The sequence below is a fragment of the Colwellia sp. M166 genome (assembly GCF_024585285.1).
Classification (GTDB): Bacteria; Pseudomonadota; Gammaproteobacteria; order Enterobacterales; family Alteromonadaceae; genus Cognaticolwellia.
Genome location: NZ_CP040755.1, coordinates 2669312 through 2684649 on the forward strand (window position 1 = coordinate 2669312; position 15338 = coordinate 2684649).

The 15338-nt window shown below is 38.1% G+C and carries 16 protein-coding genes and 1 pseudogene; 6 read left to right on the plus strand and 11 right to left on the minus strand.

Annotated features, from left to right (window positions below):
- Positions 1-6: 6 nt before the first annotated feature.
- Positions 7-1530, minus strand: a complete 1524-nt coding sequence (locus FGD67_RS12105) for a S10 family peptidase (protein ID WP_257171419.1) — start codon at positions 1528-1530, stop codon at positions 7-9.
- Positions 1531-1669: 139 nt separating this feature from the next.
- A complete protein-coding gene (locus FGD67_RS12110; RefSeq protein ID WP_257171420.1) occupies positions 1670-2248 on the minus strand; it encodes a HutD family protein in 579 nt (192 codons plus the stop codon).
- A 216-nt stretch (positions 2249-2464) separates the two neighbouring features.
- Between FGD67_RS12110 and FGD67_RS12115 the strand changes: the two genes are divergently transcribed.
- Entirely contained in the window at positions 2465-2971 is a 507-nt protein-coding gene (locus FGD67_RS12115; RefSeq protein WP_257171421.1) for a porin family protein, read from the plus strand.
- Positions 2972-3279: 308 nt separating this feature from the next.
- On the opposite strand, the gene FGD67_RS12120 is transcribed toward FGD67_RS12115, so the two are convergent.
- Together FGD67_RS12120 and FGD67_RS12125 are read right to left on the minus strand one after the other, a co-directional pair.
- A complete protein-coding gene (locus tag FGD67_RS12120; RefSeq protein ID WP_257171422.1) occupies positions 3280-3900 on the minus strand; it encodes a cytochrome c in 621 nt (206 codons plus the stop codon).
- A gap of 240 nt (positions 3901-4140) precedes the next feature.
- Positions 4141-5367 (minus strand): cytochrome c, encoded by a 1227-nt coding sequence (locus FGD67_RS12125; protein ID WP_257171423.1) that lies wholly within the window; start codon positions 5365-5367, stop codon positions 4141-4143.
- Positions 5368-5562: 195 nt separating this feature from the next.
- Here FGD67_RS12125 and yihA point away from each other — a divergent pair, with 195 nt between their 5' ends.
- Positions 5563-6219 carry a ribosome biogenesis GTP-binding protein YihA/YsxC gene (yihA, locus tag FGD67_RS12130; protein ID WP_257171424.1) on the plus strand — a complete coding sequence of 219 codons (657 nt, stop codon included), beginning with the start codon at positions 5563-5565 and terminating at the stop codon, positions 6217-6219.
- 82 nt (positions 6220-6301) lie between these two features.
- Here the strand turns inward: yihA and msrA are convergent, their stop codons facing one another.
- Together msrA and msrB are read right to left on the minus strand one after the other, a co-directional pair.
- The gene (msrA, locus tag FGD67_RS12135; RefSeq protein WP_257171425.1) at positions 6302-6799 is read right to left on the minus strand and encodes a peptide-methionine (S)-S-oxide reductase MsrA; all 498 of its coding nucleotides are present in this window, start codon (positions 6797-6799) and stop codon (positions 6302-6304) included.
- Positions 6800-6802: 3 nt separating this feature from the next.
- Positions 6803-7246 (minus strand): peptide-methionine (R)-S-oxide reductase MsrB, encoded by a 444-nt coding sequence (gene msrB / locus FGD67_RS12140; protein WP_257171426.1) that lies wholly within the window; start codon positions 7244-7246, stop codon positions 6803-6805.
- 792 nt (positions 7247-8038) lie between these two features.
- Between msrB and FGD67_RS12145 the strand changes: the two genes are divergently transcribed.
- Together FGD67_RS12145 and FGD67_RS12150 are read left to right on the plus strand one after the other, a co-directional pair.
- On the plus strand, positions 8039-8488 hold the full coding sequence (locus tag FGD67_RS12145; RefSeq protein ID WP_257171427.1) for a MarR family winged helix-turn-helix transcriptional regulator: 450 nt from the start codon (positions 8039-8041) through the stop codon (positions 8486-8488).
- A gap of 58 nt (positions 8489-8546) precedes the next feature.
- Complete coding sequence (locus FGD67_RS12150) at positions 8547-9329, plus strand: phytanoyl-CoA dioxygenase family protein (RefSeq protein WP_257171428.1); 783 nt, start codon at positions 8547-8549, stop codon at positions 9327-9329.
- Positions 9330-9388: 59 nt separating this feature from the next.
- Here FGD67_RS12150 and FGD67_RS12155 read toward each other — a convergent pair whose 3' ends face one another.
- The 3 genes from FGD67_RS12155 to FGD67_RS21810 are packed head-to-tail and all read right to left on the minus strand — an operon-like array spanning position 9389 to position 10851.
- Complete coding sequence (locus FGD67_RS12155; protein ID WP_257171429.1) at positions 9389-9616, minus strand: hypothetical protein; 228 nt, start codon at positions 9614-9616, stop codon at positions 9389-9391.
- A gap of 8 nt (positions 9617-9624) precedes the next feature.
- Positions 9625-10302 carry a hypothetical protein gene (locus tag FGD67_RS12160; RefSeq protein ID WP_257171430.1) on the minus strand — a complete coding sequence of 226 codons (678 nt, stop codon included), beginning with the start codon at positions 10300-10302 and terminating at the stop codon, positions 9625-9627.
- An 18-nt stretch (positions 10303-10320) separates the two neighbouring features.
- Positions 10321-10851 (minus strand): type II secretion system protein, encoded by a 531-nt coding sequence (locus tag FGD67_RS21810; protein ID WP_306556747.1) that lies wholly within the window; start codon positions 10849-10851, stop codon positions 10321-10323.
- A 283-nt stretch (positions 10852-11134) separates the two neighbouring features.
- Between FGD67_RS21810 and FGD67_RS12170 the strand changes: the two genes are divergently transcribed.
- On the plus strand, positions 11135-11911 hold the full coding sequence (locus FGD67_RS12170) for a PEP-CTERM sorting domain-containing protein (protein ID WP_257171431.1): 777 nt from the start codon (positions 11135-11137) through the stop codon (positions 11909-11911).
- A 90-nt stretch (positions 11912-12001) separates the two neighbouring features.
- Here FGD67_RS12170 and FGD67_RS12175 read toward each other — a convergent pair whose 3' ends face one another.
- Complete coding sequence (locus FGD67_RS12175; RefSeq protein ID WP_257171432.1) at positions 12002-12607, minus strand: cold shock and DUF1294 domain-containing protein; 606 nt, start codon at positions 12605-12607, stop codon at positions 12002-12004.
- Between the two features lie 211 nt (positions 12608-12818).
- On the opposite strand from FGD67_RS12175, the pseudogene FGD67_RS12180 reads away from it, so the two are divergent.
- Positions 12819-13739 (plus strand): annotated as a pseudogene (locus tag FGD67_RS12180) (TMEM143 family protein); the annotation flags it as partial.
- 154 nt (positions 13740-13893) lie between these two features.
- Here FGD67_RS12180 and FGD67_RS12185 read toward each other — a convergent pair.
- The gene (locus tag FGD67_RS12185) at positions 13894-15144 is read right to left on the minus strand and encodes an alpha/beta hydrolase (RefSeq protein ID WP_257171433.1); all 1251 of its coding nucleotides are present in this window, start codon (positions 15142-15144) and stop codon (positions 13894-13896) included.
- Positions 15145-15338 lie beyond the last annotated feature (194 nt).

Genomic DNA, 15338 nt, shown 5'->3' on the forward strand with positions numbered 1-15338 from the left:
GATAATTTATTGCTTGCTGTGATACTTTGCCGGTGTGGTTTTATTTGGCAATGTTGCTTGCATAAACTGGCGAATATCTTGGTTAGATGCTGCTAAATCTTGGTAACGTAAGTACATCATATGACCGCTTTTATAGCCTTTAAACGATAATCTATCACGCATTTTTCCACTTGGGTCAAGTTGCGATAAAGTATATTTAGCATCAAAATAATTGGTTGCGCCATCGTAGTAACCCGATTGGATCATTACGTTTAAATAAGGGTTTTGTGCCATAGCTAAACGTAAGTTTTCACCCGTTTTGTTATTGCTTCTATCCCAAGGATGCACATTGCCAAACATATTGTATTTAATGTCGGTTTTGTAATTAAGCTCTTCGCGTAAGTAATAGTTAATTGCTGGCGTAAAGCTGTGTAGCCACGAGGTTAATTCTGCATTGTAATCAGGGCGACTACCACTAACTTTTTCGTCAATACCTAAGTAGCGAGAGTCTAAACGACCAACAGTTTGTTCACGGTTACGTAGTATCTCTTTCCAAAAATATGACGTTTCAATATCTAAATTACTTCTTAATACTTCTTGTACTGACAAGCCAGAATATCGTGATACTTGCTCTGCGATGTGTTGTTTCTCGTCAGCAGCAATAAAGCCACCTTTAGCTAATGCAGGCAAGTATTCATTAAGGGTGAACTTTTCAATTTCAGGCAATATCTCTAACAAATCACGACTTTGTAAATCGGCACTTAAAGCTTTGTGATACCAAGCTGTAGCTGCGAAATAAGGCAAGCGATTTGCCGCTTTTACCGGGCCGTCACGCTTAATACCAATATCCGTTGGTGAGACTAAAATTACGCCATTAAGATACATCCACTGACGTGACTGTAGTTCTAATGCTAAACCTGAAACCCGAGTAGTACCGTAGCTTTCACCGATCAGATACTTAGGTGACTGCCAGCGGTTGTTGCGAGTTACAAAGGTATTCACCCAATCGGCTAGGTATTTAACGTCAGCATTGACGCCAAAGAACATTTTCTTTTGCTCAGCTTTTGATGGCATTTTGCCATCTTTATTGGGTAAAACTCGAGAATAACCGGTGTTAACTGGGTTAACAAAAACAATATCGGCAGTATCTAAAATAGAAAACTCATTCGTTTTTACGCCATACGGTTGTAGCGGAAAACCTTCACTATCAACATTGAGTACTTTAGGACCAGTGTAGGCAACATGCATCCAAACTGATGCAGAGCCAGGACCACCATTAAATGAGATCAGTAATGGACGTGCGGCTCTATTTTTTACTTTTGACCTTTGGTAATAAGTATAAAAAAGGCTAGCTGTAGGATTACCTTCTTCATCCCAAACGGGTTGAGTGCCGGTGGTTGCTGTGTAGTCAAATGACCTCCCGTTCACTTTAGTGCTATGGCTACTTGTACTACTTTCATCAATGGCAATTTTGCGTTCAAATTCTGCATTTGCTAATGGCGATAAAAGTAATAATAAGCTAATTATCGGTATTAAATGCCTAATTCTCATAACACTATCCTTAATAGGTAATTTTAATTGTTAACTTAGATTTGTACTTTGAGCGTACTGTAGTGCCAAGAAAAAATCACAATTAAAAGTTAGAACGAGTATTTCTAGCGATTAACAACCTTATTTTCAAACGTGAGCTCTATGTGCAATCGCTTAGATAAACCACTATAAGGTGGTCTCCTGTTAGTGTGGCGTAGTTTTCGGGTAAGTCAGTTATCTGCATTAAGTGTTGAGCGGGTAAGGTCACTACTTTTTGGTCGTTGTTTATAGTCAATAAGGCATCTTTGAATAAACTATAAATAAAACAGAGCTGACTTGTGCCAAGATCTTGGTTTTTTGCTTGGGGGTAACACTTTACCTTAGTAGTAATGCGCTCGGTACGAGTGATAATATTAAAGTCGGTAATTTCATTGCTCTGCAAATTACCGACAGTTTTATCACCACCGTCAAAAGTAGAAATATCGAGTAAACGTGTTAACCGATCAATTTTATTGTCGTTGTGCTGTAAATTTATACCGTCACCAGCAATTAAAATCAGGTTGCGGGTATATCCTGAAAAGTTAGAGAAAACGCCATCTTCAACTACGTTGGCCATGCTTAATCGCCAATCAAAGTTTTCTAAACTACCACCGGGATTGATCAGCATTTCGATAGTTTCTCCCTGACCATTTTTCCATGGCACGGTTTTAAATTGTGTAGGGGGAATAATTTCTATCATTAGATGCTGCCGGTCATTTACAAAGTGTTTAGATCATAGCCTGAAAGGTTGTGCTGTGTCTGCGACAGGAGCAGCTTATTTTAGCTTTCTTTTAATAAGGTCATGCTTTGTTACCATTTTTTAGTTGTATTAAAGCTCTAACAATTGATTAACAAAATAGCCTTTGCTAGCATGCGCGACTTATGACTTACATTTAGTAAATAAAAGGAGTTAATTGTGTTTAAAAAATATCTAATGGTACTTTCTCTATTGGCCTTACCTTTGACCGCCTCCGCAAACTGGTCTGCTGGTGCGGGTTATGCCAACTTATCAGATAGCGATGATGGAGAGTCAATTTCGCTAGGTGTTATTTATGGCTCTATTGCCTACGAGCTTGCCAAAGAGGGCAGTAAATTCTCTTTTATTCCAGCGTTACGTCTTGGTACAGGTGTTTCTGATGATAAATTTTATGGTGTTAAAGTAGAAGTTAAGCGCTTCACTGCTTTATCAATTCGTGCGCAGTATAATTATGATAACGGCGTATATTTATATGCTATGCCTTCCTATGCAAATCTAGATATTAAAGCCAGTAATAACGGTATTTCGCGTAGTGACGATAACTGGGAATTTGGTTTTGGTGGTGGTGTTGGTAAACAAATCAATGACAAAACGAGTATTGAAGCTTCGTATGAAAGTTATGACGGCACAGATCTATTAACCATTGGCTTTAAATATGCTTTTTAAGTGATTAAATAAGTAATCTGAAATAAGCTGTAGTTGTTGGTTATTAGAGCCAATGGTTGTTCTCTAAATCAATCACGTAGGATACAAACCTTTTAAACTTGCCCTTGGGAGCTGATTAGTAAACTGATAACATCACAAAATTGACGAAAGATAGAGTGACTATGTTTAATCAATTTTGTTTGTTCTAAGCTTACTAATGCAGCTCTGAGGTGGGAATAAATTTAATAAAATTGGTATCACTTTAGCTGATAAAAAAGCAGCTATTATGCTGCTTTTTTTTAATCATAAGCTTGAAACTATTGGTATTATTATTTTAGTGATGACATATATTGTGATAAGGCGGTAATTTCTTCATCCGTCAAATTTGCTGCGATACCCTGCATCATGGCGTTAGGATCATTGTTACGATCACCACTGCGGAATTTTTCTAGCTGAATTTTTAAGTATTCAGCATTCTGGCTGGCAAGGGCAGGAAAACCAGCACTTGGCATGCCTTTACCATTGATACCATGACAGGCAACACATGCGGTAACTTCCATTTCAGCGTTTCCACCTAAGTAAAGTTTTTTACCTTCAGCATTAGCAGTACCGCTACCGGCTGTACTTTTTTGACTAGCATAAAATGCTGCAACATCAGCCATATCTTGTTCGTTAAGGGCCATTGCCATACCGCCCATTACTGGGTCAACACGACCTGATTTACCAGCAGATGTCATACCCAGTTTAAATTCAGTCAGTTGTTTAACTAAGTAGCTCGCACTTTGTCCGGCTAATTTAGGATACATAGGAACTAAACTGTTGCCGTCAGGGCCATGACAAGCAGCACACATAGCTGTTTTGCCTTTGCCTGCTTCGGCATCGCCTTGTGCGGCATTGGCAGTAACCACTGCACTTAATCCTAGTAAAACAGTCATGATAATTTTTTTCATTAGTTTAGTCTCTGCTTGTCATTGAAATAAAAATATATGATAAATCTTTTGCTATTAAAAAATAGTTAACGATATAACTTTGGCATTCTACACGAATTTAATCAGAGTGAAATATTGCGGTTAAAAAAATCAACTAAATGTTTACTAACCTGTAAATAGATCAACAGTTGTTGCTATTTTTAGTAATAAAAAAGCAGCGATAAACGCTGCTTATTATTATTTGTGCTTTTTTATCAAAGCTTATTTCATTGATGCCATGTATTTGGCTAACTCATCAATGTCGTTTGCTGACAGTTTAGAAGCAACACTTTGCATCATGGTGTTGTAATCATTATTACGCTCACCTTTTTTGAACTTCATCAACTGTGCTTTTAAGTAAGCTTCGTTTTGGCTGGCAATGGTTGGGAAGCCAGCTTTGTTCATACCTTTGCCGCTAACTCCATGACAGGCAACACAAGCGGTGATTTTACGTTTTACGTTACCACCAAAGTAAAGTTTCTTACCTGCTTCTGAACCTGCTAAATCAGCGACAGCAATTTTTTGTGCAGCAAAGTAACTAGCAACTTCTAACATGTCTTGCTCGCTTAATGCGGCAGCCATAGGAGCCATAACAGGGTCTTTACGTGTTCCAGCTTTAAATTCTTGTAATTGTTTAATGATGTAGTCAGCACTTTGGCCGGCAAGTTTCGGGTAAATGGCAACGGGGCTATTACCGTCAGCGCCATGACATGCTGCACAAGTAGCTGCCTTAGCTTTACCAGCAATAACTTCAGCTGTAACAGGTGCTGCCGGCATTACCTTACGTGAAACTACATTGGCAACAGCTGCTGGGTCAGCAAAGTAGGCTTGCATGTCAGCAATATCATCTTTGGTCATAGCACCAGCAAATTGGTTCATTGCGTAGTTAACACGATCTTTCTTTTTAAAGTTCATTAATTGCTTAGCAATATATTCTGGGTGTTGATTAGCTAGGTTAGGGTAAATTAATACCTCACTGTTACCTTCGCTGCCATGACAACCAATACATGCGCCAATGTTTCGTGAAGCATCGCCTAGCTCATATAAACTTTTACCCGCCGCTGGGTTAGGTACATAAGCAACCGGCGCTGCGCTTACTGCACTACCTGCATCTGCAGAGCCAGTATCTTGGCTTGCACCGCCTCGTGGTAAAGCAGAGAAATAAGCCGCAACGTCAGCCATATCTTGTTCAGATAAAGGTGCAGCCATTGGACTCATAAGGGGGTCTTTACGATCGCCAGCTTTAAAAGCTTTTAATTGCTTAACGATATAGTCAGCATGTTGGCCAGCCAAATTTGGGTAGCTATCACTAGCGCCAATACCGTTTGAACCATGACATGCAGCACAAGTGGCTGCCTTAGTTTTACCTGCGTCAGCATCGCCAGATGCAGCTACAGCAATATTAATACTTGATAGTGTTAAAATTAATGAAATTAGAATATGTTTCATAACAAAACTCTCAACATGCTTTAGTGTTTTTATTGAATGTTTTCAATAAGCCGAAAAATTGGCGACATGATACACTATTAACGTCGTTTATAGGGGCTTTTAACGAAAAAATTTGCCTAAAGTTTAATACAATTGCATCTTTAGTGTGAAAAAACGATATAATGTGGTTTTAATTTATATTGTTGGATCTAAATCTTGTCTTCTACAGCCATTCATCTAACCAAAGCGACTTTTACCATTAGCGCACCCGATATCCGTCGTTTACCCGCAGATAGTGGTATTGAAGTAGCATTTGCTGGTCGCTCTAACGCAGGTAAATCAAGTGCGTTAAACACCCTAACTAATCAAAAAAGTCTTGCGCGTACTAGTAAAACACCAGGACGAACGCAGTTAATTAATATTTTTGAAATTGCCGAAAACAAGCGTTTAGTTGATTTGCCAGGCTATGGCTTTGCTAAAGTGCCAATGGAAATGAAGAAAAAATGGCAAAAAGCATTAGGCGAATACTTAGAAAAGCGTCAATGTTTGAAGGGCTTGGTTATCTTAATGGATATCAGACACCCATTGAAAGATCTTGATATGGATCTCATTCAATGGGCAGCTGACGGTGAGTTACCTGTTTTAGCTTTGCTAACGAAAAGTGATAAATTGTCACAAGGTAAAGTAAGTGCGCAAGTACTAGCCGTTAAAAAGCAATTAGCACCATTAAATGCTGATATTAAAGTGCAAGCTTTTTCGTCATTAAAGCGTACCGGCTCTGCACAAGCTGACGCTGTGATCTGCGACTGGTTTCAAGATGAGAACATTCAATTGCTTAATGAGTTAAGCGAAGAACCGTTGACTGAAGAATAACATTTGGCTCCTAGTCGGGGGCAATTTGTTAAATAAAAAGCCTCGGATATCGAGGCTTTTTTGTGATAAAACCTTTAGCGTATTATTGCTCGGGTAATATCCAATCTGGTCTTGGAAAGTGGCAAGTGTAACCGTATGGCACTCGCTGCAAATAATCTTGATGTTCTACTTCGGCTTGCCAAAAATCACCTACAGGCTCAACTTCTGTTACCACCGAATTTGGCCAAAAACCTGAAGCATTAACATCTGCAATGGTTTTCTCAGCCATAGCTTTTTGTTCAGCACTTGTATAATAAATGGCTGAGCGGTATTCACGCCCTTGGTCATTACCTTGTCTATTTTCTGTTGTAGGATCATGGATTTGAAAAAAGAACTCGAGAATTTTTCGATACTCGATCACCGTATTTTCAAAATATATTTCAATAGCTTCTGCATGATCACCATGATTGCGATAGGTAGCGTTTTCAATCTCACCACCGGTATAGCCTGCAGAGGTTTCCGTTACGCCAGGTAGCTTACGAATTAAATCTTGCATACCCCAAAAACACCCACCTGCTAATACTGCACGTTCAATTGCCATTTTTTATCCTTCCACTTGTGCTAAATATGCTTCATAACCTTCATCAGCCATGTTATCGCGATGAATAAACTTAAGTGAAGCAGAATTAATGCAATAACGTAAACCACCTTGCGCAATAGGTCCATCTGGAAATACATGTCCTAAGTGACTATCACCATGGGTTGATCGAACTTCTGTACGTAACATGCCATGGGTATCATCGGTAAGCTCATTCACGTTAATCGCTTCAATCGGTTTACTAAAACTTGGCCAACCACAACCTGAGTCGAATTTATCAGCTGAGGCAAATAAAGGCTCTCCAGAAACTACATCAACATAAATACCCGGGGCGGTATTTTCGAGCAACTCACCAGTCCAAGGACGTTCGGTGCCATTTTCTTGCGTTACACGGTACTGCTCAGAAGTTAAGTTAGTAATAGCATCGCTCGATTTTATATATTTTGACATAAGATCTCCTTGGTTACTTGAGTTATGTAGTGAAGACTTCATGATTTAGCCAAGCTATAGAATGAAGCACTATCCTTTTACATCTTGTTTAACAATAGACCGGAAAGTTAAAAAATAATTTGCATTAGTAGCTGTGCTAATTAAATTCAAGCACATTAATTACTTTTTACTGCGTCAGTAGCAAGTAAATTAATAGACTTGGTATAATATTATTTTTAGTTTGATGAGTGCTAACCCAATATGAGCATGCTTATTAGTAGAAAATTAGCTGAAAAGAAGAAATTTAGGCAGAAAAAAACCGATGACAAAAATGGCCATCGGTATAATTAGCTTGGGGAAGCTAGAATTCAAAATTAATACAACAGGTGTTCTAAAGAGAACAATGCAAGTATAGAGTAACCACTCTATAAAAGTAAAGCCTTTACTCTAAATTATTTGTTTTAGATCAAAAAATAAGCACATGGTTATGCTCGCCTAGAATTGATTTTGATGGAAAAACAGCAATAGAGCTTGTTGATACCCTTGAAGGTATCCAAGTAATAGATAATTTTTTCTTGCGATTAAAGACTGGTGATTTTTCTTAAAATTATGGCTTTCAAATATGAAAATCCGCTTGATACATTTGTTGATATGCAGCGCTCATATTTTCTTAGCTTTGATTTTGTTAACTTAAGGTTTATGTGTTTTAATTGCGTACATTTTTATTGTGCGCAATTTATGTGGCTATGCTAATTGAGTTTTAAAGTGAAAGTAAGTATATTGCGCACAATCTATTTTATGTGGTGATATTTCATGACAAAACCCGACTCATCTTCGAACCTTACGTTGGATAAGCAAATTTGTTTTTCTTTGTACAGTGCTTCAAATGCAATGGCGCGCTCTTATCAGCCATTATTGAAAAAATTGGATCTCACTTACCTGCAATACATTGTGATGATGGTGTTATGGCAAGATTCAATAATGAATGTGAAAGAGTTGGGCGCTAAAGTACATTTAGATTCAGGTACCTTAACGCCTTTATTGAAACGTTTGGAGGGCAAAGGCTTAGTTATTCGTTCGCGGAGTAAAGCTGATGAACGGGTAAGAATTATTAGCTTATCTGATGCGGGGAATAAATTACGCCAAGCCGCAGAGCAAGTGCCTGATATGATGATGTGTAAATCGAAAATGACCTCTGAAGAGTTGAACAATTTGAAGCAAGCATGCGATCTTTTATTGAAAAACTTAACGACTACTGATTAAGCTCAGTAGGTCGCGTTAAGTGAAGGTTTTATAATTTCAATTGAGGCAACTTTTAGTCATGGTAGAAAGTTTACAGCAATTAAATAGTCGTTATGATGAACAAGGCTATTTTGTTATTAGGAATTATTTTAGTGCGAGTGAAATAGCGTCGCTAAGGACAGTTATATTAAAATTTCATGAATTATGGAAACAGGATAATGCTGAGTTCTATCAACAAGAAGCTTTTAATTCTTCGTTAATTACCGGCAGTCAATATTTAGCATCTGACGATCGGGTGCAGTTGTTTAATTTTATTAGCTCAAAAAAAATCATGAATATTGTTGAAGCGGTTATCGCGAGTAAACCGGCATTTATGAACACCCAATTATTTTTTAACCCTGTTAATCGTCAGCAAAAAGATTTCTGGCATCGTGATTGTCAATATGATTATGACGTTGAAGGGCAAAAGAAAGTTATCCACGAGACGCAAGTTTTACATCTTCGAGTGCCCTTATTTGACGAGCTTGGTATGGAATTAGTGCCAGGTACGCATAAACGCTGGGATAATGAAGAAGAGTTTAATGTCCGTCAAGAAGAGCGAGGACGAGAGAGTAGTGAAAACCTCTCGACCGGGAAAAAAATCACTTTAGCGGCGGGGGATTTATTGGTGTTTTCGGCTGATATGATCCACCGTGGTTTATATGGCTTGGATAGATTAGCATTAGATATTCTAGTTTTTGATTCATCTGCAGATTATGTCGACTATGTTGATGATGATTGCTTGCCTGATAGGTCAATGTTGGAAAAAATTACCGATCCAAGATTGTTTCTTAATACCATGGCATTAAAGTTACAAGATTAGTGCTAAGTTCATTTAAAATATTTTGACTATATTTTCGTTGGATTAACGACAGACGAGCGTTATTTTGTTTTATTGTTTACTTCGAACATTATTTTTAGCCATCTTAAATTCTCCGGACCCAGCTTAGCTTGCTCGTGCAGAACAGGATTTTCATAAGCTTCTTTGTAAACATGACAGATGGCGACTTCTGTGAGCTCTCGCCATCTGTCATGCGCTAACTCGGTAATACTACCCGCTGAAAAATTAGGACCTGTTAAAGGGTCGTATTGAGATTCTGTTGTTCTCAAGGTTAGCTCTAACTGTTGTAAATAGGGTTAATCACTTGTAGGGTGTTGGATTGCTCAAATTCTTTTGTTATATGCTCTTCAGCAGCTTTGATTGATTTATCAAGTTGGTATTGATTAAGTTTTTCACCTGTCGGCCTTAGGCCATATTTATTCAATAAACCGCCAACACTGGGCAGTAAAGCTTTAGCGGCAATACCGGCTCCGAACAACGGATTTACAATCGCAGCAAGTCCGCCAACCAACAACATGCCGTATGTTAACTTTTTGTCTAATGCGTCTATTTGGTTTGCTAATGATTCGAGACTATTTTGTTTACCGTTGTTGTTATCCCTGACCATTTCCTCGGCAGACTGACGCATATAGTTTTTAAGCATGACTTCTGAATGCTCATTGGGGAAATGAAAAATACGTCTTTTGGGTAAATTATTAATTTCAGGTACTGCATTGGGTAAGCAACGCATGGTGTGTAACGCAAATTTATACTCTGACAATTCATAAGGTATGACAAAGTAGTGTTTTTCATCATATTGAATATCGTGATATTTATCTGATTTTTCAGCTGAAACAAATATGGGCAAACCATGCCATTTTTCTTTGACCAGAGTATAGCTAGAGCTTAGCTCTGTCGTTGCTTTATCGGTTGCAGAGCGCACTATGTTCAGGCTTTTTTTGAAAAAATCTTGCATGGGCTTTTGCCTATTCAATTAACAATCAGTGGTAACATAGCTAACGGCTGGTAATGCCCCGATACTAGTTGCAGGATCATAAAGAATGTAACAGTTAGTATTGCGAATCGGAACTTGATTGATTTTTTGACCCGAAGTAGCAGCAAGTGATGCTGTTGTTAGCCAAACTCGGGTATCTCCATAGGTTGTAGACCAAGCCCACTCCTCGGCGAAGTTACTTCCCATGAGCTTTGAAATTCCATTGCCGCGACTAGCACTTGGATAACCATAGGCTATTTCTACATCGTTAACACCATCATTATCTAAATCAATTTCGGTTTTTTCTTGGTCTTGCACCCCTTTTACTAAAGACTTTGCATGTACCATTTGAGCACTTGATAAAATAGCGCCGCCCATAGCTTCAAGCACAGCTTTGTTAGCATCGGAGCTCAAATTCAAAAATTTAGGGGTAGCAGTGGCCGCTAAAATACCTAAAATAACGATGACCACAACTAACTCAATTAAAGTGAAGCCCGACTTTTTTGTGTTTAATGCTCTGTTATTTAACATGATTTTTTGTGAAAAGTACTGTAACTGACAATCAAAATACCATAAACGTAGCTTTATTAAAATCACTCATTTTATTGACTGGCATTTACAAAAGTTTAGGTTCAGTAGTGTTTTTATAATGGGAGTGTAGTAGTACAAAGGTGTCAGGTATTTTTACAAAGATGATGTCAAATAACAAAGAGCAAATTTTATGTTTATGAAAATATTATATTTAATTGCTGCGGTGTATTACTTGCTTATACCTGTTTGAATAATAACTAAAACCTTGGAGAAAGGCATGAGTATGAAATATCTAAAATTAACTTTAATCAGTTGTACTTTAGCAATGACTTCATTTGCTAAAGCCGGAATAATTAACGATACGGATGTTACCAATGATGTTATTTTCGGCAGCGGTAACGCGAATGGTTTTTTTACAGTTGCACAAGATAACGGTATTGAAATTGGTCTTCGTGGCAAACTACGCCATAATTTGACTGGTTCGCCAGAGAACACTTTTAACAGTAATGGTGATGGTACATATACCTTTGATGCTGGTGTTGCACCAACTCAACCATCACCAACAGCTGTATGGAGCTATGAATGGTCTATTAACTCAGATTTCTTAGGGAGTTCAGGTGCTAACTTAAGTAATTATGTTTTTGAACTAAGCATAGATAAAGATCCGACTGCAGGTGTCGACTTCTTGACATTTGACCTATTAGCCGGCTATTTTGACCACGCTATTGGTACTAATGCAACGGGTAATGGCGGAGGCACGGTTGCAGCAAAAGATGATGTAATTGGCTTTAACAATTTACTTACCAGTAATAATTTAGCCCAAAATTCGTGGAAACCACATTGGACGTTAGAGAGTTTTGGCTTTGATCCAACGCTAGATGCCACATATGATATATCCATTGCGGCCTGGTCACGTACACAATCAAACGATCTTTTAGTGAGAAATACAATTCAAATCATTGCTGGCAATGGCGCAACTGCTGTTCCCGAGCCATCAACGTTAGCTATTTTTATGTTGGCTCTTGTTGGTTTAGTTTCTCGTCGTATTAAAAAGCTGTAAGGTGTTTAATTTGTATTGCAAAAGCACTATTTATAGTGCTTTTTTATTGCTACTCCTGAAACTTAGTAGAATTGGTATAACATGGTTAAATTATCTCAACAGCTGTAATAAGTACTCGCAACTTGCAGAGGTAAGCCACGCCAGCGTGGCACAATTGATGATAACGGTGTTCCAAAATATTATCCTAAAACTGCGCTTTTTTGATTTATGTCGAAGTAGTTGCTGCGCAATGGCCGCGCCAGGCCAACCACCAATCAGTGCTAAAAAGTGCAGACTAGCTTCAGATATACGCCAAGCACCACGTTGAGCTTTTGATTTATCAAGCGCATATATCATATAAGTCACCATACTGAGTCCCAAATATGCCAGTGCTAACATTTGAGGAATATAGTTTAGTAGCAATGCCAGTGTCACGAGTCCGAGGAATAGCACCGACAAGTAAATTGAAAAGCTATTGATTTTTTTGCTAGGTGTTTTTATGCTTTTTTCTCCAAAATATGTCGCATTATCTGCACAATATCGGCCTTGTTTATCTTTTGTTATCGAGAAGGAGATGACATCATGCCTTTCAGGTGTGCGTTGGCGATTAGCGAAAGCAGTTTTATGAATGAAAACATCGTCGCCGCCACTATTAGGGGTAATAAATCCAAATGCCTTGTCATTGTTCCAATGAAGTAAAGTTCCTTTTAAGCGCATAACGTAATCCTTTAATCGCTATTTTTTGTAATGATACTGTACCTTGATATGTTGAACTTTGCAGCGATTAACTAGCATCGAGGCTTATTTTATAGAGCATTGTTTAATATATTTTACCGAGTATTGATATTTCCATCTCTTATTAATTGTTTTACACTCTAACTATCTGACCAGACTTGATATTATGCTATGGCTGCCGACCGATTTATACCTTACCGAACAAGATCTTCAAGATGCGTTAACTGAAGAGTCATTATTTAAAGTTAGATTAGAAGTGGAGTTTGATGACTTTGCACAAGTGGTGTTTTACCGCAGAGGTGAGTCGCAATTAACTGAAACCATTACCTCGCTATTTGGTTTGCGCAAACAAACTATTAACTTTACTCATTATGATCGGGTCGCGGTTTTTATCACTTTTAAAGATAAAGCGCACTTTGAGGGGAAAAATAAATCACTGATCGGCTTTGAGCCAGGATCTACCATAGTAAAGCTGTTTCAAAATGTGCCAAAAGCAGATTTGGAAATGTTATTTCCTAACAGCGAAGTACGGATGAGGCCAATCGATAAAGTTGTTATTGGTGCATCTGCGGTGGTTGGTGGTGCGGTAGTTTTAGTGACTAAACTTGGCGCATCATTGGTATTATTAGCAATGTTATTAGCTTTTTGGCTTGGCTGGCGTGCAGATTCAGTTGAGATGACACAACAGCATTTTATTTCTCTGGCTATAGGTTTAGGGGTGTTTGGTGGTTTTATTTTTAAAGAGTGGAGTAAATTTAAAAATAGAAAAATTAAATTTATGAAAGCATTATCAGATAATCTGTATTTTAAAAATCTCGATAATAACGCCGGCGTTTTTCATACTTTAATTGATGCGGCAGAAGATGAAGATTTTAAAGAGTCGGTGTTAGCCTATAGTTTTTTGCTCAATTGCCCTTCAGGTTGTCGTTCAGTGACTATAGATGAGCAGATAGAACATTGGTTTAAAAGTCATTATCAATGTGAGCTAGATTTTGAAATATCAGATGCTTTAAGAAAACTTGAGCGTATGCAGTTGGTTGAGGTAAAAGACGGTGTTTATCATGCAGTTTCACTGGAAAAAGCGAAACAGCAGTTAGTTAGGGGTGATGGCTAATTTTCAACGTAACATCGTTGAAAATTGTGAAAATAGAGATATACCGAATCCACTTCAAGAGCTAATTTTAAGGCCTTGTGTTGATTTTTGTTGTCAAACAGTAGCAACTAACATAATAGCTGGTACGTGTTATTACGATGGTTGCTCGTTTAAATTACATTAGCTCCCATACTTCCCAGCTTTCAAAATGATATTTCTTAGCCAATTCTAGTGCTAATGCTTGGTGTTTTGCTGCGAGTTCTGCTTGTTCAGTGCCTGAATAATAAACACTCATTTGCTTATGCCATCCAGGAAAACTTTCACCTTGCTTCTTTACCTGCTGAAGTAATTGTAAAGCTTTAGGAAAGTTTTTCTTTTTGTTAAAGCCGCTGGCAAGATGAATGGTTACTAAGGTTAATGACTCGGGAAACTCTGCGGCAAGCTCAACTAGAATCTCATCAACTTGGTCTATTTGCTTTGACCAAAATAAGTATTTATTAAATTGATAACTATGTAGCCATTCAAATTGAAAACCAGCCCATTGCTTTTTTTGTGCCTTAAAATGAGCAAATACTTGTTTATAATCGCCTAAGGCAAGCATGTCGGTACCATCAATTGCATAATTGGGTGCTAAAAATTGTAAGCCGTCATAAATAGCGGGTAGTGCAGTCGTGAAGTGATTTTCATTCGGATAATGTTTATATTGCCAGTTTAATGACTTTGCAGCGGATGTTTCAAAAGCTTCAATAACCTTATCAACTCCCATATCTTCTTCATTGGCGAGTGAAATAAATACCGGTGCGGTGAGCTTATTTGCTGTTAGTAAAGGCGTTAATTTACTCGCTAAGCTGTACTCGTCAAACCAAGCGCTAGGACTCATGGCAAGAAAGGCATTAAAGGGGGTGTCTTCTTGCATCATGCTATAGAGGGTAAATAAGCCGCCAAGTGAATAACCGGCAAGGGCTTTTTGGCTATTGGTACGATATTGCTGGTCAATCAAGGGCAGTAATTCTTGGCTTAAGTAAGCTTGTAATTTGCTGGCATGGCCGAAAGCATCATCTTTATTATCTGGCCAGGTTGTGGTTTTGAGGTAATCATCGCCACCTTGGTTAGCAATACCTACAACTATCATGGGGGGGATTTTACCCATTCGTGCTAAGTTTTTTACGACCGCTGAAACATGTTGAAATTGAAAGTCTGCGTCAATCACAAAAAGGCTCGGGTAGGATCTTTTATTCATGGAATAACGTTCGGGAAGCGAGACCATATAACGTCTTTTTTCAGCAAATATGGTTGAGGAATGTTGTAATTCGTAAGCGCTGACAATAGCGCTACCTGATTGCTGTGCATGTGTTTCTGTAGCAAAACTGAGAGTATTAAAACTCGTTAAGGCGATAAGTAGTAAGGTCACTTTTTTTATTGTCATAGTTATATCCGTATGTTTAATCAGTACTTAATGCTAGTGAAAGCTTTAACAAGACAGTATCAGCTTGGTAGAGTATTGTCTTTTATTAATAATAGTTAGCCTAAAACTAGGCTGGAAAGCAGTTAAACTTAACCGATGATTAGACATTTAAGATAAATAAAGTCGCAATAATATAGTTGCAGAAAATTAACTGA

Excerpts from the sequence above, each read along its gene's own strand:
- FGD67_RS12185 (WP_257171433.1), bottom strand. The coding sequence starts at position 15,144 with ATGACAATAAAAAAAGTGACCTTACTACTTATCGCCTTAACGAGTTTT.
- FGD67_RS12110 (WP_257171420.1), bottom strand. The coding sequence starts at position 2,248 with ATGATAGAAATTATTCCCCCTACACAATTTAAAACCGTGCCATGGAAA.
- msrB (WP_257171426.1), bottom strand. The coding sequence starts at position 7,246 with ATGTCAAAATATATAAAATCGAGCGATGCTATTACTAACTTAACTTCT.
- FGD67_RS12150 (WP_257171428.1), top strand. The coding sequence starts at position 8,547 with ATGGTAGAAAGTTTACAGCAATTAAATAGTCGTTATGATGAACAAGGC.
- FGD67_RS12170 (WP_257171431.1), top strand. The coding sequence starts at position 11,135 with ATGAAATATCTAAAATTAACTTTAATCAGTTGTACTTTAGCAATGACT.
- FGD67_RS21810 (WP_306556747.1), bottom strand. The coding sequence starts at position 10,851 with ATGTTAAATAACAGAGCATTAAACACAAAAAAGTCGGGCTTCACTTTA.
- FGD67_RS12160 (WP_257171430.1), bottom strand. The coding sequence starts at position 10,302 with ATGCAAGATTTTTTCAAAAAAAGCCTGAACATAGTGCGCTCTGCAACC.
- FGD67_RS12120 (WP_257171422.1), bottom strand. The coding sequence starts at position 3,900 with ATGAAAAAAATTATCATGACTGTTTTACTAGGATTAAGTGCAGTGGTT.
- FGD67_RS12125 (WP_257171423.1), bottom strand. The coding sequence starts at position 5,367 with ATGAAACATATTCTAATTTCATTAATTTTAACACTATCAAGTATTAAT.
- FGD67_RS12105 (WP_257171419.1), bottom strand. The coding sequence starts at position 1,530 with ATGAGAATTAGGCATTTAATACCGATAATTAGCTTATTATTACTTTTA.
- msrA (WP_257171425.1), bottom strand. The coding sequence starts at position 6,799 with ATGGCAATTGAACGTGCAGTATTAGCAGGTGGGTGTTTTTGGGGTATG.
- FGD67_RS12175 (WP_257171432.1), bottom strand. The coding sequence starts at position 12,607 with ATGCGCTTAAAAGGAACTTTACTTCATTGGAACAATGACAAGGCATTT.
- FGD67_RS12145 (WP_257171427.1), top strand. The coding sequence starts at position 8,039 with ATGACAAAACCCGACTCATCTTCGAACCTTACGTTGGATAAGCAAATT.